Origin of the sequence: Agrobacterium sp. O3.4, from assembly GCF_041414895.1 — a bacterium.
Lineage (GTDB): Bacteria > Pseudomonadota > Alphaproteobacteria > Rhizobiales > Rhizobiaceae > Agrobacterium > Agrobacterium cucumeris.
The window spans coordinates 409,978-431,819 of the sequence record NZ_JALPZP010000002.1 but is presented as its reverse complement, the minus strand read 5'-3'; the positions used below and the strand labels follow the sequence as shown (position 1 = coordinate 431,819).

The 21,842-nt window shown below is 58.7% G+C and carries 22 protein-coding genes; 12 read left to right on the top strand and 10 right to left on the bottom strand.

All coding sequences use genetic code 11. The annotated features are described in order from the left end of the window. Positions 1-9: 9 nt before the first annotated feature. Both M0412_RS14705 and M0412_RS14700 read right to left on the bottom strand, forming a co-directional pair. Positions 10-1,110, bottom strand: a complete 1,101-nt coding sequence (locus tag M0412_RS14705; protein ID WP_269699118.1) for a glycosyltransferase family 1 protein — start codon at positions 1,108-1,110, stop codon at positions 10-12. Between the two features lie 54 nt (positions 1,111-1,164). Further along, complete coding sequence (locus tag M0412_RS14700) at positions 1,165-2,313, bottom strand: glycosyltransferase family 4 protein (protein ID WP_269699117.1); 1,149 nt, start codon at positions 2,311-2,313, stop codon at positions 1,165-1,167. 420 nt (positions 2,314-2,733) lie between these two features. Between M0412_RS14700 and M0412_RS14695 the strand changes: the two genes are divergently transcribed. Together M0412_RS14695 and M0412_RS14690 are read left to right on the top strand one after the other, a co-directional pair. After that, on the top strand, positions 2,734-4,074 hold the full coding sequence (locus M0412_RS14695; protein WP_269699116.1) for an SGNH/GDSL hydrolase family protein: 1,341 nt from the start codon (positions 2,734-2,736) through the stop codon (positions 4,072-4,074). Between the two features lie 136 nt (positions 4,075-4,210). Next, on the top strand, positions 4,211-5,593 hold the full coding sequence (locus M0412_RS14690) for an O-antigen ligase family protein (RefSeq protein WP_142841454.1): 1,383 nt from the start codon (positions 4,211-4,213) through the stop codon (positions 5,591-5,593). Between the two features lie 17 nt (positions 5,594-5,610). Here the strand turns inward: M0412_RS14690 and greA are convergent, their stop codons facing one another. Next, on the bottom strand, positions 5,611-6,093 hold the full coding sequence (gene greA, locus M0412_RS14685) for a transcription elongation factor GreA (RefSeq protein WP_142841757.1): 483 nt from the start codon (positions 6,091-6,093) through the stop codon (positions 5,611-5,613). 215 nt (positions 6,094-6,308) lie between these two features. Here greA and M0412_RS14680 point away from each other — a divergent pair, with 215 nt between their 5' ends. Beyond that, positions 6,309-7,706: a family 16 glycosylhydrolase gene (locus M0412_RS14680; protein WP_269699115.1), complete on the top strand. Its 1,398-nt coding sequence runs from the start codon at positions 6,309-6,311 to the stop codon at positions 7,704-7,706. Between the two features lie 79 nt (positions 7,707-7,785). On the opposite strand, the gene M0412_RS14675 is transcribed toward M0412_RS14680, so the two are convergent. Both M0412_RS14675 and M0412_RS14670 read right to left on the bottom strand, forming a co-directional pair. Further along, positions 7,786-8,700 (bottom strand): TIM barrel protein, encoded by a 915-nt coding sequence (locus tag M0412_RS14675; RefSeq protein ID WP_269699114.1) that lies wholly within the window; start codon positions 8,698-8,700, stop codon positions 7,786-7,788. A gap of 27 nt (positions 8,701-8,727) precedes the next feature. Then, positions 8,728-9,078, bottom strand: a complete 351-nt coding sequence (locus tag M0412_RS14670) for a hypothetical protein (protein ID WP_269699113.1) — start codon at positions 9,076-9,078, stop codon at positions 8,728-8,730. On the opposite strand from M0412_RS14670, the gene M0412_RS14665 reads away from it, so the two are divergent. After that, positions 9,077-9,205 carry a hypothetical protein gene (locus M0412_RS14665; RefSeq protein ID WP_269699112.1) on the top strand — a complete coding sequence of 43 codons (129 nt, stop codon included), beginning with the start codon at positions 9,077-9,079 and terminating at the stop codon, positions 9,203-9,205. The genes M0412_RS14670 and M0412_RS14665 overlap by 2 nt on opposite strands. A 22-nt stretch (positions 9,206-9,227) precedes the next feature. Here the strand turns inward: M0412_RS14665 and M0412_RS14660 are convergent, their stop codons facing one another. Together M0412_RS14660 and M0412_RS14655 are read right to left on the bottom strand one after the other, a co-directional pair. Further along, positions 9,228-9,560, bottom strand: a complete 333-nt coding sequence (locus tag M0412_RS14660; RefSeq protein WP_269699111.1) for a hypothetical protein — start codon at positions 9,558-9,560, stop codon at positions 9,228-9,230. A 162-nt stretch (positions 9,561-9,722) separates the two neighbouring features. Beyond that, entirely contained in the window at positions 9,723-10,214 is a 492-nt protein-coding gene (locus M0412_RS14655; RefSeq protein ID WP_142841457.1) for a hypothetical protein, read from the bottom strand. 172 nt (positions 10,215-10,386) lie between these two features. Here M0412_RS14655 and M0412_RS14650 point away from each other — a divergent pair, with 172 nt between their 5' ends. From M0412_RS14650 to M0412_RS14620, 7 genes are all read left to right on the top strand, one after another. After that, entirely contained in the window at positions 10,387-12,339 is a 1,953-nt protein-coding gene (locus M0412_RS14650) for a BTAD domain-containing putative transcriptional regulator (protein WP_161991339.1), read from the top strand. 8 nt (positions 12,340-12,347) lie between these two features. Next, positions 12,348-12,776 (top strand): hypothetical protein, encoded by a 429-nt coding sequence (locus M0412_RS14645; protein ID WP_269699110.1) that lies wholly within the window; start codon positions 12,348-12,350, stop codon positions 12,774-12,776. Positions 12,777-12,792: 16 nt separating this feature from the next. Continuing rightward, complete coding sequence (locus tag M0412_RS14640) at positions 12,793-14,007, top strand: YcaO-like family protein (protein ID WP_269699109.1); 1,215 nt, start codon at positions 12,793-12,795, stop codon at positions 14,005-14,007. Further along, complete coding sequence (locus M0412_RS14635) at positions 14,004-14,717, top strand: TfuA-like protein (RefSeq protein WP_269699108.1); 714 nt, start codon at positions 14,004-14,006, stop codon at positions 14,715-14,717. The genes M0412_RS14640 and M0412_RS14635 overlap by 4 nt, the downstream gene beginning before the upstream one ends. 161 nt (positions 14,718-14,878) lie before the next feature. Beyond that, positions 14,879-15,859 (top strand): hypothetical protein, encoded by a 981-nt coding sequence (locus tag M0412_RS14630; protein WP_371338252.1) that lies wholly within the window; start codon positions 14,879-14,881, stop codon positions 15,857-15,859. Positions 15,860-15,998: 139 nt separating this feature from the next. Next, complete coding sequence (locus M0412_RS14625) at positions 15,999-16,436, top strand: helix-turn-helix domain-containing protein (protein WP_046799801.1); 438 nt, start codon at positions 15,999-16,001, stop codon at positions 16,434-16,436. Positions 16,437-16,530: 94 nt separating this feature from the next. Next, positions 16,531-16,764, top strand: a complete 234-nt coding sequence (locus M0412_RS14620) for a hypothetical protein (RefSeq protein ID WP_269699106.1) — start codon at positions 16,531-16,533, stop codon at positions 16,762-16,764. A gap of 364 nt (positions 16,765-17,128) precedes the next feature. On the opposite strand, the gene M0412_RS14615 is transcribed toward M0412_RS14620, so the two are convergent. The 3 genes from M0412_RS14615 to xylF all read right to left on the bottom strand — a co-directional run bounded on the left by M0412_RS14615 (position 17,129) and on the right by xylF (position 20,362). Next, complete coding sequence (locus M0412_RS14615; RefSeq protein ID WP_142841463.1) at positions 17,129-17,911, bottom strand: ATP-binding cassette domain-containing protein; 783 nt, start codon at positions 17,909-17,911, stop codon at positions 17,129-17,131. Positions 17,912-17,929: 18 nt separating this feature from the next. Then, complete coding sequence (locus tag M0412_RS14610; protein WP_371338322.1) at positions 17,930-19,234, bottom strand: sugar ABC transporter permease; 1,305 nt, start codon at positions 19,232-19,234, stop codon at positions 17,930-17,932. A gap of 87 nt (positions 19,235-19,321) precedes the next feature. Further along, positions 19,322-20,362, bottom strand: coding sequence for a D-xylose ABC transporter substrate-binding protein (gene xylF, locus M0412_RS14605; protein WP_046799806.1), 1,041 nt, complete (start codon positions 20,360-20,362; stop codon positions 19,322-19,324). A gap of 242 nt (positions 20,363-20,604) precedes the next feature. On the opposite strand from xylF, the gene M0412_RS14600 reads away from it, so the two are divergent. Continuing rightward, on the top strand, positions 20,605-21,831 hold the full coding sequence (locus M0412_RS14600) for an ROK family protein (protein ID WP_269699103.1): 1,227 nt from the start codon (positions 20,605-20,607) through the stop codon (positions 21,829-21,831). Positions 21,832-21,842 lie beyond the last annotated feature (11 nt).

The following is a 21,842-nucleotide window of genomic DNA, read 5'->3' as shown; positions in this document are numbered from 1 at the left end:
TGCATGTTGTTAACGCCGGGAAATCTCACGAAAGAGCGTTACATAGCTCTCCGCAGCGTTCCGCCATGAATATAGCGCGCGATTTTCATAACCCGCCTCGCGAAGATTGCCCGCCAGATCCGGCTCCCGAAAAAGTCGCTCCAGTGCTGCGACAAGGCTGTCAACATCGGCAGGATCAAAAGTGAGGGCCCCCTTGCCAGCGATTTCAGGCGTGGCAGAGCGGTTGGAGCAAATGACCGGGCATCCCAGTTGCTGTGCCTCCAGCACCGGCAGGCAAAAACCTTCATAGGTCGAGGGTACACAAAGACAGGCAGCGTGGCGGTAAAGCTCGGCCAATTGCCGGTCATCTATGCCGGAAAGCCGGATCAGCCGTGCCTTCAACTCCGGATCGCCCAGCACACTGCCGATTTCCTCTACATCGTCACGGCCGACATGAACGACATGCAGCGTCGGCATTGTCTTGCCCAGCCGCGCAAACGCCTTGCCCAGAAGGATGAAATTCTTGTTGGACGTCGCGTTTCCGACCGCCAGTATATAAGGCCCTGGCACTGGCCGCGCGCTGCCAGCAATCTCGGGATCGACTTTCAACGTGCTGTCGGAATGAATCGTCAGGCTTTTGCCGGCAGCGGCAGGATAAAAGTGGGCGAGGTCTCTTCGTGTCGCTTCGGACACACAGGTGATCCGATCTGAACCTGCCATCATCAAGCGAAAGATGAAATCGGTCGTCAAGGTCGCCCGCCAACCGATCTGTTCGGGAATGGTCTTGAAATAAAGATCGTGAACAAGGGTAACCCGCCGTTTACCGCCGAGAGGACTTCCAAATGGATCGGCATTGAACAGCACGTCAATATCGTGCCGACGGCAAAGTGCGGGCAGCGTAGCGGCCTGGCGCAGCACATCGAGAACCATGATACGCGGTCGCGGTATCTCCAGCAGTTGCAAACGGCTGTCGCGCAGGTTTTCAGGCAGTTGCTCCCGCGTCCAGGGCGATCGCAAAATGTAGTCATCCTGCGTTTGATCCAATAGCTGTTCCAAGAGGCTGAAGGTCACACGGGCAACGCCGGACGGCTTGCCGCCATATTGGCTCGGCATATTTACGAGAATGCGCATCCTGGCCTTTCCGCTTACCCACACTGTCTATCCGGATCGATCACCAGCTCCGCCTCACACCACTTCCGATAGCAGCGCGGACACCGAACGGCAGGTCTCCTCCAGCGAAAATCGGCGGCTCACATCCTCCCGCCCCTTTTGCGCCAACCTTTCCGCCAGAGCCGGGTGCGAAAGGATGCAGCCGAGTGCGGCGGCAAGCGCCGGCGCGTCACCCGGCGGCACGAGCAGACCCGTTTCGCCATCCCTGATGATTTCGGTCACCCCGCCGCCGCGTGTGGCGACAACCGGCCGGCCACACATCATGGCTTCGACCACTACCCGGCCAAAAGGTTCAGCGACAATCGAAGTATGGGCAACAGCATCCATAGCCGCCATCAATTCCGGCACATCTGAACGGAAGCCGAGAAAACGGACCCGACCATCAAGGCCAAGGCGGGATGCCTGCTCGCGGATGCGCGTCTCATAGGCTTCCTGTCCAAAAAGCGCTCCGCCAACGATGATGGCCTGGACACCATCCATCGCCGCAATCGCCTCCAGAAAGACATGCTGGCCTTTCCATTCGCTCAGCCGGCCAAACAACCCGACGATTGGCTGTGGACCAAGGCCGAGTTCCCCGCGCAGCCGTGCGGCTCTTTCCGGGTCATATGCCACCGCCATTGCGGGATCAAAGCCGTTATAAACGATACGGACCTTCTCCGCCTCGCCGCCGGCTTCAACGAATGCCCGGCCGGTTTCCTCAGAATTAACGGCCACCAGCCTTGCAAAATATCGGGCGAAGGCCAACGAAGCACGGCGATTGGCGGAACTGAAGGCGGGATCCGTGACGATATCGTGCAAAATCCAGACGAGCGGACGGCGGCTGAGTTTCGCCGCAAGCGCGCAGACAAAAAGCGCCTTTTGCGAATTGGCGCAGATGACATCGTAATGCCTTGCCTGCCGGCTCAACTGCCAGGCAACCGCCGCCACGTCGGCCGCGCCGCGCAACATAGCACCGAATGATGAATCGCGGCGGATCGACAACATTTTTTCCCCGGCCGACAACAGAACCGGAGGTCTGCCGGCCGCCGCCAGATCCTCGGCAGCACCACCGCCACTGAGGAAACAGGCACGCCAGGAATCTGGCCCAGCCTTGACGAGATCGATGAGGAAAAGCTCGGCGCCACCCTTCTCTCCGGTATGGCTGACAAAAAGCGCGGATGTCATGCACTTACCTGCGACACGCACATACCCTGAAGGAGCCTTGGCCCGCAATGACGGGCATGACCAGGCACCCGGTAAAAAAGTTCGGCGCAGGCGACAATGGCAGGGATATCTTCCCGCGTCGATCTGGTATAAGAATGGCTACGTTTACTTGCGATTAAAAGAAAAGACATTCAAACCTTTATGCGGATTTATATTTTAGTCCGCGCGAAATAAAAAATAATAGTCAATTTAAATATTTTAGAAGAAATCGAAGAAAATTTCATGACGTTTAATTTTATCGCTGTTCAGCGTTCCGCTCCTGGCGCCTTTTCCCCGGATCTTACTGTGGGGTTATCCTAGCGCCAGATCAGGAGAACGAACGATGACACCGCTCAAACGCAAGATATGCATATATATGCCGGCAACGGAAGAGGTGTCGGCATGATCGGCGTGACGCTCGGCATTATTCCCGGGAACAGGGCAGCCATCGTCCCCTCCCTAAACGCGCTTTCGCCTTTGCGCGCACGCCTGACCGCCGGCCAGAACGCCACGATCTTCGTGAATGGGGACAGCACCGCCTATGCCGACGGTGGACCATTCCAGCAGTTCGCCTCAATGCTTGGCGATCTTCACGATACAAAGGTCGTATTGTACCGCTGGGCCGAATGGCAGATAAATGCAGCAACCGGACCAAAAGCTTACGCCGATCCGATCACGCTGCGCAACACCGGTGAGGGTCCAACGCTCACGGTCTATCTCGCGGCGCTGCCTGGCGGTATGGCAGGCTACATGCTTGCAGACCAGCGCGCGGCGGCGCTGAGGATTCCACGCCCCGATCTGTGCATTCTGCATCATGGTCACAATATGCAGAGCTTCGAGATGCCAGGGGGCATCTTAAGTTCCGGACGATCTGCACTGCTGGGGCCACTCGGCATGACCGAATGGCAATGGCCCGGCACACCGCAACTCATCACCACCCAGAACCCCTGGCGTGACAGTACGGATTACGACAAGGTCTATCAGGCAATACTTGATGTGGCTCGATCCCACCCGCAGCTGACGCTGGTGGATACACATGCGGCATTTGTGGCAAAGGGTAAGGACGCGACCCTTTACCGGGACAACATCCATCCGAACGATGCCGGCTCACAGCTCATTGCCCGCACTCTGTTCGGTTCCTATCTGGCTTCGGCACCAGATAGCGGCTTTCAGACACCGTGCTGGCCGAAGCTCCCTGCTGCAAATCTCATCGCCAACGGAGATTTCACCGAGTGGTCGGGCTCTGCCCCGGCAGGCTGGAACCTGAGCGCGCCCGGCACCGTCGTCAAAAGCACCGACACCACCTTTTCCCCATCCTTCGCTTACAGTCTCGCCTTGCGCGCCAATGGCAGCCAGTCGGCCGCACTGTTTCATTATGTCCGGAATGCAGAGGCTGCAGCGATAATCGGCAAAACCATATCCTTTGCGATTCTCTACAAAAACAGCGCGGAGCAACGTCCGCCTTATGTCACGCTGGTTACGAAAAGCGGCGGAGCGACAAGGACCATCAATTGTTCAGCCCTGCAATTTTCGAATGTAAGCACTTCTGTGAACAGCGGCTGGATGTGGGCAACGGCGAACGGAATCTCCATCGACCCCGATATCAGCCCGGATGGTTACTCATTTTATCTGCGGATGATGCCAGCCTTTGGCACCAGCCCACCCAGCTCCAACGAACCACTTTACATTCAGAGAGTAATCGCCGTGGAAGGTGCCATGCCCAAAGGCAATCTGAGCGGCTGAAAGACAGAGAAAATTCCGTCTTGCACGACGATGTCGTCAAGACCACTATCCGTCGCCATCATCGCCCTGCCTCGCAATGATGGTGCCCTAACAACAGGGCCGTCTCAGGTCCGCCAGTGAAAGATACAGGCCGCGAATGACCAGACGTGCAAATATGGTGTCATCGCATCCGTCGCCATTACCGGCTTTTATCGTGGCGATGCCCCTTTTTCCTTCAAGGACAATAGGGGTTCCCGGTCACTTCCTGTCGATCTTTGTGTTCTTCATCGGCTTCTTCATTCAATGCAATGTCCTGACCAGCAATCTCGGCCTGCGCTTTCTCAACATTACCGATATGCTGGTGCTGATGACCTTGCCCGTCATTGCCCTCCTCTACATTCGTTGCCTGACACCTTCCATCCTTCTGTTTTACCTTATCCCGCTCACTTTGCTTTTCGTGCTCTCAGCTGGCTTTGCCGATGATCGCGGCGAAGGAGAATTTTACACGACGGCGATGACCTATTTTTACGCCGTCTATTTTCTGTTTTTCGCCTATCTTCTGTTCAAGGAGAACCTTCTCGAGCTGTTCTGCTGGGGCATGTTTGCGGGCTTCGTTGCAGTGACGATCCTGCTATTTCTGGACATCTTCATACATGACCAGCTGGCCTCCATCGGCCTGTCGTTCAAATTCGATGAAGCCGCCGTCCTAGAAGCCGCTGCAAAAGGTGAAATGGATCCGCTGCTCTTGCGTGTCGAGAAGGCGGGCGGAATTTGGCCGGTAGGCAACACAGCCGGCCCGGCCTTTGCCCTTGCCGGCGCGGCAGCCGCATATCTTGCGGAGCGCTACCGGCGGCCGGTTCTGTTCGCCGTGTTTCTGTTTGTCTATCTGGCAAGTTTCACGCTCACACTCAACCGGTCGGGCGTGTTTGCCGTTCTCGCCATCGGGCTCTATTTCTATATCAGAAACTTCTCGATCAGGATGTTGCTCAGCACATATTTCGGCTTCGCTCTTTCCGCGCTTGTCCTCGCCTCCGTACTGCCATTTGGCGTCTTTGATTTCGCAGAACAGGCATTTTCAAAACGTTTTTTGGAGGACAGCAACAGCAGCAACAATGTGCAGGAAAGGCTGGGGACGCTCATCGGCGGCTTTCAGGTGATGCTCAATCATCCTTTAGGCGTCGGTTTCACCGCACGGAGCCAGGAATTATCGGCAATATCGCATAGCGGCACACCGCATAACGGCTTTCTGGCCACCGCCTACGCATCTGGCATCGGGTTTTGTTTTCTTGGCGCCTTTGGGCTTGTTTATGCGATTTTCCGGAAGCGGAAAATCAGCTTTTTTACCTATTCGGCAATCGGAGTCATTATCGGCTATCAATTTGAAGAACTGAATTTCAATCCTGTCTTCATGGCCCATGTCGGCCTTGCTCTCGCATATGCTTTCATCGATCTGGACTTCAGGCTTTTTCTGAAAAATACGATGCTGCGCATCACAGGAATAGCCAATGAAGAACCCCGGGTGACAACACAGTCCACCTGAGGCCGCCGCATGAAGCTTCACGCAACCGCGACGATCTCAATTTCCTTCCCACCCAAACTGACCAGATCACCGGCCGTCTTCCCCATCAACGCCCGGGCGACAGGGGAAACATAAGACATTGATCCCGCAGCAGGATTAGCCTCGTCTTCACCGACAATCCGGAATTGTTGCGTCCGTCCGTCATCGCGGCTGAAGGTTACCAGGCTGCCAAAAGCGACGATGCCATCCACAGGCGGGTGCGGCATGAGTTGGGCGGTGCGGACACGCTCGGCGAAATACCTGATGTCGCGCAGGGGGCTGGCGGAAAGCCGCCGTCTTTCATTGACGTCTTCAATGGTGTTGGCCGCTTCGCAGGCTTCGCGCGCCGCATGCAGCTGCAGTTCCAGCGCTTTCAGTCCGGCTTCGGTCACCAGATTGGGATGCGGCGAAATCACCCGATCGGGCAGAACCGTTTCGGCTGCTGTTTCGGCACTGTCTTCCTTGGTAAAGGCTACGCTCAATCCTTGGCACTCCAAATCGTTGAGATACCGCATGGGCATCTCTCTCCAGTCCAGTTTTGCCATTGCTCCCCGTGACGGAGCAAGAGCGCAACATTCAGAAACCCGCATAGAGGGAACATACCCCTCATTTCTGGCTCTAACACGAGGCTTTTTGCCCTGCTAGGTTGTCTTGCAGGAGGAGTGAGGACACCAACGCTAACGAACAGGAGACGGCAATGGCCCGGACAGTAGTGAATGCGCTTGGGGATACGCTCTATTATAGCGACAGTTCCACCGGATTTTTCTCAGCCACGGGTTCCGGTCCACTGCTCACCGGCACCGGTGGTAATGATTCCATGTGGGGTGACAGTTCCGTCAATGTGACGATGGCGGGCGGCACGGGCGATGATATCTATTATCTCTATTCCAGCATCAACCGCGCGGTGGAAAATGCCGGGGAAGGCATCGACACGATCGATACCTGGATGAGCTACACCCTGCCCGACAATTTTGAGAATCTCAGGGTGACGGGCGATGGCCGTTACGCTTTCGGGAACTCGCTCGATAACATCATCACCGGTGGATCGGGCAGCCAGACGATCGATGGTGGAGCCGGCAATGACGTGCTGATCGGCGGCGGCGGTGCCGACACCTTCGTCTTCACCAGTGGCAACGGCACCGATCTCATCATGGATTTCAGCGCCAACGATACGATCCGGCTCAACGGTTACGGCATTACATCCTTCGATCAACTCGTCAGCAGTGCCACGCAGCAGGGCAGCGATCTGTGGCTGAATTTTTCGAACGGCGAAGCCGTGGTTCTTGCCGGAACGACCATCGACGACCTTCAGGCCGACCAGTTCGAGCTCAGTCTCGACCGGTCATCCCTGACCCAGACCTTTGCCGATGAATTCGATGCGCTGTCGCTGCGCAGCGGCGATCAGGGAACCTGGGATGCCAAATATTGGTGGGCTCCGGAAAAGGGAAGTTCGCTGACGACGAATGGCGAGGCGCAATGGTATATCAACCCTGCTTATGCCGGCACGTCGGAGGTCAACCCGTTCAGCATCGAGAACGGCGTGCTGACCATCACCGCTGCGGAAACGGCACAATCCGTCGCCGATGAGGTCGAGGGTTACGATTATACCTCCGGCATGCTGAACACCTATTCCTCCTTCAGCCAGACCTATGGATATTTCGAAATCCGCGCCGATATGCCGACCGACCGCGGCGCATGGCCGGCCTTCTGGCTTCTGCCGGAGGACGGATCATGGCCGCCGGAACTCGATGTCATCGAAATGCGCGGGCAAAATCCCAACACGCTCATCATGTCCACCCATTCCAACGCCACTGGTGAACAGGCATCGGTCATCAACAATGTCAGCGTGCCGAGTACGGAAGGGTTTCACACCTATGGTGTGTTGTGGGATGCCGAACATGTTACCTGGTATTTCGACGATGTCGCGGTGGCGCAGACGGATACGCCTGACGATATGCACGACCCCATGTATATGGTCGTCAATCTCGCCGTCGGCGGCATGGCGGGAACGCCCTCTGCCACTGATTTCAGCGATGGCTCGCAGATGATGATCGACTACATCAGGGCCTATTCGTTGTCCGACTGGGCCGTTTGATAAAAACGCCGGCAGTCGCATCCAGAACTGCCGGCGTTGCAGACATCAGCCTTTGCAGGCTGTGCCTTGTTCGAAGGCCTTACTCAGCCGCAAGCTGCGTCCGGGCGGCGTAAAGCGACATGAGATGCTTGGCGGTTTTAAGGCTTGACGGCTGCTCGGCGCGGTAACGACGGCCGATTTCCATCATCAGCACCGTCTCTGGAAGGAAGGTCAGTTCCGAGAAGATGCTCTCCCACTCGATATCACCCCAGCCGAGTGGCATATGCAGATCGCCGATACCCAGCGCGGTATTTTCCTGTGTGAAATAGGCCTCGTAGAAGCCCTGCGGCCGGCCGAAGGAATCGTGCACATGCAGATGGCCGGCAACGGGCGCCATGGCGCGAAGCTGCTCGCGGAAATCGAGACCACGATAGGTGGATTCGAGATAGGCATGGCTGAAATCGATCAGCGCCACGACATTGTCGTGATCAACAGCCTTCACGGTCGCTGCCACCTCGGCCGGCGTCTGACGATACTGGCCGGGTTCGGTGGAGAAGATATTCTCAAGCGCGATACGCACGCCATAGGGTTTGCAGAATTCCGCAAGTTCGAACAGCGCTTCGCGCTCACGGGCATCGGCATCGGCACGCTCGGCAATCTGGTCGGCACGCAGCGCGCCACTATGCTGGACGAGGATGCCTGCGCCGATGCGGTCGCAGAGGACAGCGAGCGCCTTGGCGGCATCGATCTGGTAACGGCAAGTCACAGGGTCCATGAAATTGGACGAAACCAGACCATGCACGGTGTAGCGGAAGTCGAACTCTTTCGCGAGCGCCACGAAACGGTCGGCACGCTCTTCGATGATGCGGCCACCGGCGATCATATCGAGGCTGGTCGCCGCAATTTCCACCGTGTCGCAGCCAATCTCGGCCAGTGCGCGCAGATCGCTTTCAAGGGTGGCCAGTTCGCCGTTATCAGAGCCGGCGTTAAAGCCGGTACCAATCAGATTTGTCATGTCGTCATCTCCAGGGAGTAGATAAGGTTATGTTAGTTCAGGCAGCCGCGCGGCAAGCCGCGCCGTATCGAACAAATCCGGGCGATCGATATTGGCGTAGTCTACTCCGGCTAATGCGATCTCATTATGAAGGTCGACGTCATCTCCGCCGTAATAACCCATGACTTCGAGACCGGCCTTGCGGCATGCCGCGACAAGTCCGGGCTTGCGCATCTGCGCCGGTGTGATCTCGATGATCGAGGCATGCTGCACCGCCGCCGGCAGCGAGGGCGACTTGGCGATATCAAGCGTCATCATCTTGCGAAATTCGGGCCCGGTGGCGGCCAGACCCCGGCGCATATCTTCGGGAAAGGAGAAGAAGAACCTGTCGCGCGGCATGCCGCGATCTCGCACCAGCGTGAAGATCATACAGCCGCAGGTCTTGCTGTCGGAAGTCGTCGCGACGAACCCCGTGGCCTTTGGCGCGGCGGCGATGATCCTGCACGGCATCGGTGAACTTGGCTGATAGCTTCACCCCGGTTGGCGGCTCAGCCGAGATTGTACACCATGAAATAAATCAGCCAGCAATGCGCAATCGCCAAAACCGCCCAGGCCCATTTTGCGGCCCTGATATCGGAATCGACGACGGTGTTGCTGATTTCGGCCACGCCGGGAGTCTCTTCGCCCCGTCCGCCCCGCGCCGGAGATGACGTCTTGATGTCCGGTTCGCTTACGACATAAAGCCTGTCGTTGCGCATTGATACAGACGGCTCATCGTCGACGCTCTCCCCATTGGAAAGCGCCCCGTCACCGGAAGCGTAATTCACCGCCAGAAGTTGCGATGACACCCGCCTGTTACGCATGTTACTTCGATTGGGCATCACAATTTTCCACATAATAAAAATAAAAATATTCACCTGTAATACCGGGCAAAGCCGTGGCTCTGCCTGATATGTCAGCGATATGCGCAGTTCACGCGCATCGACCGACCAGGTATTCCCCCATGCCTTTGCCTCCCCCTGAACGCAAAAGCGCCCCGGTAATCACCGTGCCGGGCCTGCCGGCAAGTCGCGCCTGACCGCGTAGGGCTTGGCCTCCCGCTGGATCAGGAAGACGGATTTTTCGACCGGCAGCGGCTCGGCCGTCCGATACCGCTGAAACCGCCTTGAATATTCGAACCGGATCAGCCTGCCTTCGAACTTTCCCGCCAGCACGCGATAGCCGTTGACGAATTCGTTGAGGATTTCCAGCTCTTCTCCCCACAGCCAGCCACCGTAAGAGGTGCCCTCGTTCGAACGCAGCACGATCTCGAAAAAATGCCCGCCCGCCACCACCGGCATGCGGAAGAGGATATCGAGATTGTCTTCGTCCTCATCCTCGCATTTTTCCGCCGACAGCCTTGCATGGGCAACTTTCGCATGAACGAGCGCGGAGACCGGATAGAACGGACGGCCCTTGAACCACATGAATTCGCTGACCGCATAACCGACATCGTCGGCACGCTGGTAAGGTTCAATACGCGGCTCGAACGCCATGTAGCTTCCGTTGAACGCTATCAATTTCGAAATTTCCCGATGCCTGCCCGCTGCATGTCCGCTGTTTTCCGCCCATCTTTCATGCTTCTGTTTGCGACAATAGGCAGGCCGCGTCACACCAGCGTCAAATGGAACGCTATGATGACTTTCAATTTCCCGGACACGTTGTTAGATGATGATTCATGAGGGGACAAAAGTGGCTGGGAACGCTGAACTGATACCGATCAGGCTTTTTGGCACCCCGCGCTGTGACGCGGTGAGGGAAGCGTTTTTCCCGTCCAAGGGTTTTGCCCTGATAGCCGCCCTCATCCTTGCGCCCAACCAGTCGCTTTCCCGCCAGTCCGCCGCATCGCTCCTGTGGGAAAATGTCGAGCAGAAACGCGCACTCGGCAATTTACGACAGCTCATTCTGCGCCTCCAGAAGCTGCCCAATGAAGACGAGGCCATCCTTCTGACCGAAGGGAACGATCTGAAGGCCGGAAAGCTGGCACAGCGGACCGACCTTGCTATCTTCCTTGCCGGCGCGAGAACCGAAGACCCGATGCGGCGGCTGCAGGCCCTGCTTGAATTCGGCGGCGATCTGCTGGACGGACTGGATGCCGGGCAGGATCATCTCTACCTCTGGCTGTTGTCGGAACGTCGCCGTCTCAAGGACCTGTTCTTTTCGAGCTACACGCAGCTGCTGGAGGAGCTGACCCGCTTTGGCCGCGCCAGCTCCAACGATATCGCGAGACTTGCCGAATGCGCGCGCAAGATCGAACCGGAGCGCGAGGAAACCTACCGCGCCGCCATGGCCGCCTATGCGCGGATCGGAAATATCAGCGCCTGCGAGGGCATGTTCGGGCTGTTGCTGGAGCAGCTGCGTCAGGAGGCGCGCTCGCCGGAAGCCGAGACCGTGGCGCTGAGACGCCGGATACAGAGTCTTGCCTCAACGATAACCACCCCCGCCGAACCGGACGAAGCCAGCCGGCGAAAAGCCACCGCGAAACCGCGCGTCGCCTTCGGCCTGCCCGCGCGGGTGGACGGGCTGCCGGCATCGCCGGTCATGCACGCCTTTATCGAGGATGTGGCCAACAGCCTGGTGCGCTACCGAACCTTCACCGTCCTTTCGCCGCACAGCACCTTTGCGCTCTCGCGGGACCGGGCCGATGATGGTTATGCCATGTTGCGGGCCGACTACCGGATCATGTCGTCGGTTTTCGACGATACCGGCATGTCAGTGGCGCTGATCGAGGAAGCGACCGGCGAAATCGTCTGGTCGCTGGAAGTGGTCCTCTCCGAGCGGCACATCCACACCGCCTTTCGTCTGCTCTCCAAACAGGTGGCTGCGGCGCTTGCCCGGGAGATCGAGCGACTGCAGGTGGAACCCGACCGGAACCACAGCGGCGAGGCCTACCGGCAATTGCTGGAGGGCCAGCAGCTCCTGCGCGGCAAATGCGACCTGCCGCTTCTGCGCCGAGCCCGTTCGATGTTCCGCAGAGCCGTCGATCTCGATCACAGCATGGCCGTCGCCCGCGCCCGGGTGGCGCAGAGCCTGCAGCTGGAATGGCTGATGCTGGGCGGCAACGACCCTCATCTGCTGCACCGCGCCAAGGCGGAGGCTGACGCATCCGTTGAGATCGACCCCGCCCTCGGCGTTGGCCACTGGATGTGCGCCGTGGTGGCGCTCTACCAGCGGGATTTCGACATGTCCGCCGAAAAATTCTTCGAGGCGGAGGCGCTTGCGCCCAACTCCGCCGATCTCCTGCTCCAGCATGCGGATGCACTTGCCCACTTTGGCGATGCCGAGACCGCCTGGGAGAAGTTCCAGCAGGCGATCGATCTCAACCCGCTCGCACCCGATATCTACTGGTGGGCAGGCGCCAGCATCGCCTTCAAGCGCGAGGATTACGGCGCGGCGGTGGAATTATGCGCGCGAATGGAAAATGACGAGCCGGCCCTGCGGGTGCTGACCGCAAGCCACGCGTTGCATGGCGATTTGGCCGCTGCCCGGGAAACCGGCGGCAGGCTTCAGGAAAACTATCCGGGTATGTCGGCGAGGGAGATCAGCAGCCTTTCTCCAGACCGTGACCCGATAGCGAATGAAAAATTCTATCACGCACTTCGATTAGCTGGGATCAAATAGGAGATTTTATGTCCTCGCATTTCTTCATTGTTGGAAAAAAGGGCTTCGGCGTTCTTTTCATTCGCACGACGCCGCTGAGGGTTGCGTCCGTATCTCATGAGACAATTGCGGCCTATGAAGCCAGCCACCCCGGGGTGGACGGCTATGCACGCGTCGCAGCCGCCGCAAAGGCCATGCTCGTCCGCCAGGACGGCCAGCCCGAGGCTGAACTGGACCAGGTCCAGATCCAGGGCATCGAAGCCCTCGTCGCCGGTGGCGCCGTGGTTTCCGAAGCCGATTTCGCCTTTATCGGTGAAGTCACCGACGCCGGCTGGGATTTCAACCGCATGGTGCAGGCGCCGATCGGCGCGGCGCTGAAGGCTGTCGGTCCGGCGGGTTCGATCACCGGCGAGCTGTTCGACGCCATCCTTGCCGACGACGCCAACTCTGCACCCTGATCGCGGTTCCGTAGCCTTGACCGGTGCCGGTGCTCTCATATCAGCGACAGCGGCTTCAAGGCATGCGGACGCATCGTTCTTCGATCCCGAACTGCTCCGGCAGTTCGGGATTACCCGTGTCGGTGACGTGACCGGTCTCGATATTATCGGCATACCCGTCTGGTTTGCGGTGCGCCCCAATTCGCGCGGGCTCTCGGTTTCGCAAGGCAAGGGGCTTGTTGCGGAACAGGCGCGGCTCTCGGCGATCATGGAAGCGGTCGAAGGTGCCGTCGCTGAAGATACCCGCAAACATGTCTCCGCCTTCGGCTCTCTCGAGCAGATGCGGGTGAAGGGCGTTCCTCTCATTCCTTTCGAAACCGTCGGCCGCGTCGATCCGGACAGGCTGGATCCGCGGCGCGAACGCGGCTGGGTGAAGGGAATATCCGTTCGCCGGCAGCAGGAGGTATTTGCGCCCTACGAACTCATCGGCATGGATTTTCGCGCGGATTTCCCCTGGGATCGACAGGCTTTCCTCATGAGTTCGCAGGGTCTCGCGGCGGGGTTTAACCATGACCAGGCGGTTCTCCACGCCTTGCTCGAGCTCGTCGAAAACGATGCCTGCTTTCTCGTCGATACTTTCGAAACCCGCACGATCGCGCCGGAGCCGGTCACGTTTCCGGCCGGCGTCGATACGGCGTTCGACAGCCTTGTTGGCCGCCTTTCAGAGATTGACCTGACACCGTCCTTCTTCGACATGACGAATACACTCGGCGTGCCGGTGGTGATGGCAAGCCTTCCCCGCTCCGTTAACGCGCTGGACGGCCCCGCAACCCGCAATGCGGCGGGCGCCGCCTGCCGTCCAGCAACCTATGACGCCGCCGTTGCGGCGCTGCTCGAAGCGATCCAGTCGCGACTGACGGATATCAGCGGCGCGCGGGATGATCTCTCCCCGCTGCGTTACCAGCGAGACATGTTGAGTGCGCCTGCATCAGCGCGGCAACCGGTGGAACGGACGCCGGTGCAGCTTGATCTTGTAACGGATGACGGATTTTTGCCGCCCTGGCGCCAGCTTGCCGAGCGCCTTTTTACAGCTGGGATTGAGGACATTTATGTCTTCGCACTGGAATCGGGTGTCCCGGGCCTTAATGTCGTGCGGGTTCTGGCAAGCGGCCTTACCCCGACCAGCGGAGGCCTGCAGAACATATCGCCGCGGACGCTCGATCATTTCCTGAGCGCCGGAGGTCTTCGATGAAAACTGTGGTTTTTGCCGGCCCCTCCATCCACGGCGTCACTGGCGAAAAAATCTCAGGTCTCGATCTTCGCGGACCGGCCGCCTGCGGTGATATTTTCGATGCCGTGCAGCAGGGCGTCCGGACAATCGGTCTCATCGATGGCCTTTATGGGGACTGCGCCGCCGTCTGGCACAAGGAAATCCTGCATGCCCTGTCATCCGGCGTCACCCTTCTTGGGGCCGCCAGCATGGGAGCGCTCCGGGCAGCGGAATGCGCCACATTCGGCATGATAGGCATCGGCGAAATCTTCGCAGCCTATCGTGACGGACGACGGTTTTCGGACGCCGATGTCGCGGTCAGCCACGCGCCGGGTGAACTTGGCTATCGCTCGCTGACAATCGCGCTGGTCGACGCCGAGGCAACACTGGAAGCGTGCCGCGATAAAATCACACCCGAAGACCACGATACGCTGCTGCGCGTTGCCCGACACCTGCATTTTACCCGCAGAACATGGCGTACCATTGCCGCCGAAGCCGGGCTTGGTTCGGAAATGGCAAATCTTCTGGCCAAGGAGGCCGTTTCCGTAAAAAGAAACGACGCGATCGAGCTTCTGGAGGTGCTCAATGCCGGAGAGCTGCCGTCCCCGCCATCGCCATCATGGAAACTCCAGAACACGGTGTTTTTTCAGCAATTGGCGGCGCGGCGGATGACGGGAGAAAAGACGCCGTGACAATTTCCGCGTCGCCATCTTTCATAGCCGATTGTGGTGGACTGATTGATACGATCGCATTCGCGCTTCCGGCATCGTTTTTTACCGATGATCACGACAGGCATCGGATCTCGCCACTCCTCCCCATCGGAAACCTGCTTTCGGCTCTGCCCCACGAAATGATGGCGACTATCGTCATCGACCAGAACTGCCTTCCATCGGCGCAGGGCTGGCTCGAAAAGCTGCCCCTCCGCTGCGCCGCCGAGTTGCTGCCGCTCGATGAAAACAGCAGCATTTCGCATCCGTGGATACAGGATATGGTCCATGTTCGGACCGATGGCAAAGGCACTGCGACCGAACTGGTTTCGGCGGCGGGAAACCCCAGCGCCAGAGCGCTTGCCAAGCGTTTCGGGCTTGTAACAGCCGTTTCGGACGTCCTCTTGGATGGTGGCAACCAGCTGGTTGGCCCGGATTTTCGGCTGGTGGGCCATTCGAGCCTTAAGGATGGCAGTGGGCCAGGAGGCGACACCAACGCCGTAGAACGCTCGCAGCAATGGCAGAAGGTTGAGGCTCTGGACGGCAGAACAGTTTACAGTTTTGGATACCGGCCGGAAGACCTTGCTGTTACGGAGGCCACGCTCGATCTTTCTCCGACAAGACAAGCCCCCATGGCGGTGGCCTTCCGGAAAATGCACCAATGCGGTTTCCACGTTGACCAGTTCGTTTCAGTGACCGGTCTGACGCAGGATAACCGCCCACTGCTCCTGGTCGCCGATCCGGTGGCGCATGCGGGATGCAGTATCCGTGCGGCGGCGGATCTGAAACGGAAACTCGACGCCTCGGTGCTTTCGCTCATCCGGCAGGGCTTCGCGGTGAGGCGAAATCCCATTCCTGTTGCACCGGCCATCGACAGCAACAAATGTATTCCGCGACTTTACAACAATGTCATTCTTGAAAATGTTGCACGATCAGGCCAAAAACAGCCATTCGTCTGGCTGCCGCATTTTGGCGATGGGGAGGCGCTTGAGGAGTTTGACGAAGACAACAGGCAAATATGGGAGGGGCTCGGTTTCCATCCCATCGGCGTCGTCGGGTGGAGCCATCTTGCAAGCCGCAACGGGGCGTTGCGTTGCGCTACAAAGGTTATAAGCCGGGCTTCGTGACGTGTTCCGTGACCGTAAAACCGCGTTATTTTGTCAAGAAGAGTTCATATTACCCGTGGAAATTGTGTTGAATGTATACCTTCAACAATATTAATTGATAATTATCCGATTTAAGACCCTCAACATGGAGGAATTTATTATGCAGCCCAAACTCCCCAGCCCGATCGACGTGCATGTCGGCACCCAGATCAGAATGCGGCGCAAGTCGCTCGGCATGAGCCAGAGCGCTCTGGCCGGCCGGCTCGGCATCACCTTTCAGCAGGTCCAGAAGTACGAAAAAGGCGCAAATCGCGTTGGTGCATCGCGTTTACAGGCTATCGCATCCGTTCTTGGCGTCGATGTCAGCTCGCTTTTCGCCAATGCCACGCCCGATGTCGGAAACGACAATCCGGCCATCGGCTCGATAAATGCCATGCAGTCCTTCGTCGCTTCGAATGAAGGATTTTCGCTCAATCAGGCCTTTTCGCGAATCAAGAGCGCCAGCATCCGCCGAAGCATTGTCGCCCTCGTGACATCGCTCGCAGCGACCGAAACGGCGGAAAATACGACGGCGCCGGAGAAGAAAAACGACGAGTAACGCAGGTGTGACGCTCGCGTGACGCTCGATATGGTCGAAAATGTATAACGCGGGATCAACGCGTTTTCATACTGTCGATTGTCGAGAGGGAAGCATGGCGGCGTCTACCACAGCAATACTTGAACAGGATAATGCAGACGAGATTCTGGCGCTTGGAAGGATGGTTTCATACCTTTGCCAGCGCTCGAAATCCATGGAACTGGGCATGTCGACCTATTTCCTGGAAATGGCATTGTTGTCGCTGGCCCAGGATATCAATCAGCACGGCCTGCCGCCTGTAGCCGCGGAGTTGAACTCCAGCGGTTTCGCATCGGCCGATCTGCATTGAGCAATTTCCCATCCGCAGCCGCATAGATGCGTAAGACGGAACGTTCCCGCACCCTCCTCCAGCCGGGAACGCCCTAAGCGCATCTTGCATCTGCCTGCACTCACATAACCCCTCCCAAGGGATTTCATCGCAAATGATGATCGAGGCCCGGTTTTCGCCGGGCCTCGCCTATTAACAGGACAGCCCGCGCCGAAGCTCGATAGCTGCGGCGACGATTTTGGCGAGCGGCGGCCTCATCTCTTCCCCTTTGTGGGTTTCAGGCCGCAATCCGGGTTGATCCAGAATGCCGATCGTCAAACCGCTGTCGCGCCAGCGGCAGGAGACCCACCATTTCGCCCATGGCCGACACACGCGGCGAATGGCCTCACGACGCCACAGCGCCCGGCCCCGGCACCGCACCCGGCGGCACCTTGCCCAGAATGATCATGCCCAGAACCTCGTCTTTAGTGACATCCTCGGTCCGGGCATGGCCGACAACCTTACCGTTCTTCATCACGAAAACCCGATCAGCGAGATCGAAGACGTCGTGAATGTCGTGGCTGATGAGGAAGATACCAATGCCCTGCCGTTTCAGTTCCTTGACGAGATCGCCCACCTGCGCCGTTTCCTGCGGCCCGAGGGCGGCTGTTGGCTCGTCCATGATGAGAATACGGGCATCGAACAGAATGGCGCGGGCAATGGCAACGGACTGCCGCTGGCCGCCTGACAGTGCCTTCACCGGCTCCTTGAACCGCCGGAAATTGGGATTGAGACGTCCCATCACCTCGCGGGCCGAGGCTTCCATGGCGACATCATCAAGCGTGCCCCATTTCGTCTTCAGCTCGCGGCCGAGATAAAGATTGGCCGCCGCATCGACATTATCGGCCACGGCAAGCGTCTGGTAGATGGTCTCGATGCCGTATTTCTTGGCGTCGCGGGGATTACGGATATCCGCATCCTCACCATTGATGAGGATATCGCCGCCATCACGCCGGTATGCGCCCGACAGGATTTTGATAAGCGTCGATTTGCCCGCGCCATTATGGCCGAGAAGGGCGACCACCTCACCGGGGAAAAGATCGACAGAGGCGTTTTCCACCGCATGGATGCCGCCGAAGGAAATGGAAATATTGCGCATTTCCACGAGGGGCGTGACTTGGTCCGTCATAGGAGTTCTCCTCGGTTCTTACTTGGCGCGGGCGCGGTAAATGGTGTCGAGCCAGACGGCGACGACCAGAACCACGCCAACGACGATGCGCTGGAAGGGCGTATCGATGCCCACCAGCACCATGCCGGATTGCAGCGATTGCATGACGAGCGCGCCAAGCATCGCGCCCGCTATGGTGCCGACACCGCCGGCAAGCGAGGTGCCGCCGATGACGGCCGCCGCGATGGTGTAAAGCTCATCCAGTTCGCCCTGCGCATTGGTGGCGGCGTTGAGGCGGGCGGTCGAAATCGCCGCCGCGATGGCGCACAGAACGCCCATCAGCGTGAAGATTTTTACCGTCACCCAGCGGGTCTTGATGCCGGCGAGTTCGGCTGCTTCCGGGTTACCGCCAATGGCGAAGACATAACGTCCAAAGCGCAGCCGCGTGGCGATGAAGGTCATGACCGCACCGACCGCAAGCGCCATCAGCACCGGAACCGCAATACCATGCGCAATGAACAACCCGCCTTCCGGCCAGGCGATGCCATTGGCGTCAGCATAGTTGCGGGCAATGTTGATCGGCCAGGGATAGCTGTTCACCACGGCAACGAAACCGACGACGATGAGGCAGCCGAGTGCCACCAGAAAATATTCCGCCCAGACCGGCCGCAGCGGAAAACCGAAACGGCGGCGCTGATGGCGGGAATTGAGAATGGCCGCCACGATGGCGACGCAGGCAACGACAGCGGCGATCCAGCTCCATGTCGCGCCGATCGAGCCATTGGTGCCGCCGCCCATCAGACGGAAGGTGGAATCCATCGGCGCAACGGTACGGCCACTGGTGATGAACCAGGTGCCACCGCGCCAGACGAGCAACCCGCCGAGCGTGACGATGAAGGATGGCACGTTCAGGAAAGCGATGATCGAGCCCTGCAACATGCCGATGGCGCCGCCGACGAGAATGCCGGTAAGAAGCGTGACGATCCATGTCGCCCAATGTTCGAAACCGAGTATCTGCGGCAGGATTTCCGCCTGCATGACACCCATGATCATGCCGGAAAAACCGAGGATCGACCCGACCGACAGATCGATATTGCGGGTGACGATGACAAGCACCATGCCGGTTGCCATGACAGCCACGGACGCGGTCTGCACTGAAAGGTTCCAGAGGTTTCGCGGTGTCAGGAATAGCCCGCCGGACAGGATATGAAATCCGATCCAGATCAGAAGAAGCGCGCCGACCATGCCGAGCAGCCTGGTATCCAGCTCCGTGGCACTGATGAAGCGCGTTATCGAGCCTGTCTTTTCCGTCTTTTGCGACGCTGTTGAATTGGATTGGGTCATATCGGCCATGAACTGCCGGTCCTCCTTACATCTGAAAGGCGCCACGCCACTGATGTGGCGCAGCGCCCAAAGCTGGACCCTTGGGTCTTAGTCGCAGGCCTTGACGGTTCCGGCCTTCACACCCTGGCAGGCCGTTTCCTTCTTGATCCAGCCGGCATCGATGACGACGTTCAGATTGTCCTTGGTAATCGCGATCGGCTTGAGGAAGACCGACTGCATCGCTACCTTTTTCGGACCGCCATCAAAGCTGGTGACGCCCTTGATTTCCGTCATCTTCTTGCCGCCGGCCAGTTCCAGTGCGATGCCGGCTGCTTCCTTGCCGAGTTCGCGGCTGTCTTTCCAGACCGATACCGTCTGCGTGCCGAGTGCTACGCGGTTGAGCGCAGCGAAATCGGCATCCTGACCGGAAACGGGAACCGAACCGGCCATGCCCTGCGCAGCGAGAGCGGCAATGGCGCCACCGGCCGTGCCGTCATTCGAGGCGACGACCGCATCGACCTTGTTGTTGTTCTTGGTTAGGAACTGTTCCATGTTCTTCTGGGCATTTTCCGGCTTCCAGCCATCGGTATAGGCTTCGCCGACATTCTTGATCTTGCCGCCATCAATGGCTGCCTTCAGCACTTCCTGCTGGCCGGCAAAAAGGAAGTCCGCATTCGGATCGGAAGACGAACCCTTGATGAAGACGTAGTTACCTTCCGGCTTCACCTTGAACACCTCAGCAGCCTGAAGGCGGCCGACTTCCTTGTTGTCGAAGGTGATGTAGAAGGCGTTCTGATTTTCGATCAGGCGGTCGTAACCAACGACCGGAATACCTTCGGCAACGGCCTTCTCCACCGCCGGGCCAATCGCGTCGCTATCCTGCGCCAGAATGATCAGCGCATTGGCGCCCTGCGAAATCAGCGATTCCACATCGGTCAGCTGCTTTGCGGCGGAAGACTGCGCATCGGCGGAAATGTATTTCGCGCCGGCCTTGTCGAGCGCTGCCTTGATGGCCGCCTCATCCGTCTTCCAGCGTTCCTCCTGGAAATTCGACCAGGAAACGCCAACAACGAGATCAGCCGCGATGGCGGCAGTATGCAGGGAAACGAGTACGGCAGTACCCGCCAAAAGCTTGGCAAACGAATTCATGATGTCCTCCCGGTAAGGGCGAAGCCTGCACCTCCATGCAGGGATAACGCCCGGAAAAAAGCTGACGGTCTCTGTGATTTCACAATTTTCTCGACAGTCGAGAAAATTAATGTCAGAGATTCCCAATGCTGTCAACAACGGCTGCGGGCAGCAACCGGGTGCCTTGATCTTCTCCGTGGCATGCGCCATCAGACAGGATAAGCACGACAGGAAAAAGCCGTTCAGGGAGCAGGCCCCAGCCCATGTCCGCCATTGCAAGTACGGAACTGGTGCGCCAGAAAAACAGCCTGTCGGTTATGGCGGCCCTGCGCCTGCACGGCAGCCTTTCCCACACGGACATGTCTTCCTTCACCGGGCTCGCCTCGGCCACCGTCTCCGCCATCACCATGGAGCTTGAGCGCACCGGCCTCATTCTGCGCAAGGAACAGCTCGCCGCCACCGGTCGCGGCCGGCCGCGCATTCTCTTTGCGCCGCGTGGCGCATTCTGCCACGTCGCCATCGTCATCATCTCCTCCGACAGCGTGCAATATTCGCTGGTCGATTATGCCGGCAAGCTGGTGGATCGTTTCACCGAACAGAGGTTAGCTGCCGAAAAAGGCACATTCGGCGCGGCGATACTCGCCGGCCTCGCACGGCTTGCGGACCGCTCGCGCATCGACCGCCACGATATTCTTCAGGTATCGATCAGCAGCAAGGGGCTGGTGGATGCGGCGACGGCAACGCTCGTCTGGTCGCCGGTGCTCGGCAATGAAAGGATCGATTTCCGGCAATTGCTTTCCGCTGACGGCCGCAATCGCGTCACACTGAACAACGAAACCCTGCTCGCCGCCAAGGCCATCCGGATGCGCGAGCAGACAAAAAACGACCCGGCGCCGGAAGCACTCGTCACCCTGTCGCTCGGCCACAGCATCGGTCTTGGCATCGCCCGCTCCGCAGGCGATACAATCGAGGTCAGCGCCCCCAACTTCGGCCATATGCTGCATCTGGCCGATGGCGCCCTGTGCCGCTGCGGCACCAAAGGCTGCATCGAAGCCTATTCCGGGTTCTACGCCATCCTGCGCTCGGCCTTCGAAGCCCCGCCGCAGGCCGAACCGGCCAAATTTGTGCCTATTGCCGAAGTAGACAAGATCGCCGCTTCAGCCCGCGCCGGTGCACGCATGGCACGTTTTGCCTTCCGCACCGCCGGTCTGGCACTCGGCAACGGTCTTTCACGCCTGTTCAGCCTGCATGGCCATATGCCGGTTTTCGTGACCGGCCCGGGCACCCGTTATTTCGATCTTCTGGAAAGCGGCCTGCATGATGGTCTTGCGCAATCCCAAGCGGTGCGTTTCGGCGGCATGCCCAAAATCAGCATCGCGCCAGACGAACCGGAACTGGTATTCGAAGGGCATATGGAACACGCGCTTTCCGCTGCCGACGACTATATATTGAGCGCCGATGGTCATGAGAAATTGGCGCGAAATGCGTGAAGCTGATTGGG

What these genes read in the sequence shown, in the direction of transcription:
- M0412_RS14705 (WP_269699118.1), bottom strand. Translation starts at nt 1,110, where the DNA reads ATGCGCATTCTCGTAAATATGCCGAGCCAATATGGCGGCAAGCCGTCC.
- M0412_RS14700 (WP_269699117.1), bottom strand. Translation starts at nt 2,313, where the DNA reads ATGACATCCGCGCTTTTTGTCAGCCATACCGGAGAGAAGGGTGGCGCC.
- M0412_RS14695 (WP_269699116.1), top strand. Translation starts at nt 2,734, where the DNA reads ATGATCGGCGTGACGCTCGGCATTATTCCCGGGAACAGGGCAGCCATC.
- M0412_RS14690 (WP_142841454.1), top strand. Translation starts at nt 4,211, where the DNA reads ATGACCAGACGTGCAAATATGGTGTCATCGCATCCGTCGCCATTACCG.
- M0412_RS14680 (WP_269699115.1), top strand. Translation starts at nt 6,309, where the DNA reads ATGGCCCGGACAGTAGTGAATGCGCTTGGGGATACGCTCTATTATAGC.
- M0412_RS14675 (WP_269699114.1), bottom strand. Translation starts at nt 8,700, where the DNA reads ATGACAAATCTGATTGGTACCGGCTTTAACGCCGGCTCTGATAACGGC.
- M0412_RS14665 (WP_269699112.1), top strand. Translation starts at nt 9,077, where the DNA reads ATGCCGCGATCTCGCACCAGCGTGAAGATCATACAGCCGCAGGTCTTG.
- M0412_RS14670 (WP_269699113.1), bottom strand. Translation starts at nt 9,078, where the DNA reads ATGCCGCGCGACAGGTTCTTCTTCTCCTTTCCCGAAGATATGCGCCGG.
- M0412_RS14660 (WP_269699111.1), bottom strand. Translation starts at nt 9,560, where the DNA reads ATGCCCAATCGAAGTAACATGCGTAACAGGCGGGTGTCATCGCAACTT.
- M0412_RS14655 (WP_142841457.1), bottom strand. Translation starts at nt 10,214, where the DNA reads ATGGCGTTCGAGCCGCGTATTGAACCTTACCAGCGTGCCGACGATGTC.
- M0412_RS14650 (WP_161991339.1), top strand. Translation starts at nt 10,387, where the DNA reads ATGATGATTCATGAGGGGACAAAAGTGGCTGGGAACGCTGAACTGATA.
- M0412_RS14645 (WP_269699110.1), top strand. Translation starts at nt 12,348, where the DNA reads ATGTCCTCGCATTTCTTCATTGTTGGAAAAAAGGGCTTCGGCGTTCTT.
- M0412_RS14635 (WP_269699108.1), top strand. Translation starts at nt 14,004, where the DNA reads ATGAAAACTGTGGTTTTTGCCGGCCCCTCCATCCACGGCGTCACTGGC.
- M0412_RS14630 (WP_371338252.1), top strand. Translation starts at nt 14,879, where the DNA reads ATGGCGACTATCGTCATCGACCAGAACTGCCTTCCATCGGCGCAGGGC.
- M0412_RS14625 (WP_046799801.1), top strand. Translation starts at nt 15,999, where the DNA reads ATGCAGCCCAAACTCCCCAGCCCGATCGACGTGCATGTCGGCACCCAG.
- M0412_RS14620 (WP_269699106.1), top strand. Translation starts at nt 16,531, where the DNA reads ATGGCGGCGTCTACCACAGCAATACTTGAACAGGATAATGCAGACGAG.
- M0412_RS14615 (WP_142841463.1), bottom strand. Translation starts at nt 17,911, where the DNA reads ATGACGGACCAAGTCACGCCCCTCGTGGAAATGCGCAATATTTCCATT.
- M0412_RS14610 (WP_371338322.1), bottom strand. Translation starts at nt 19,234, where the DNA reads ATGACCCAATCCAATTCAACAGCGTCGCAAAAGACGGAAAAGACAGGC.
- xylF (WP_046799806.1), bottom strand. Translation starts at nt 20,362, where the DNA reads ATGAATTCGTTTGCCAAGCTTTTGGCGGGTACTGCCGTACTCGTTTCC.
- M0412_RS14600 (WP_269699103.1), top strand. Translation starts at nt 20,605, where the DNA reads ATGTCCGCCATTGCAAGTACGGAACTGGTGCGCCAGAAAAACAGCCTG.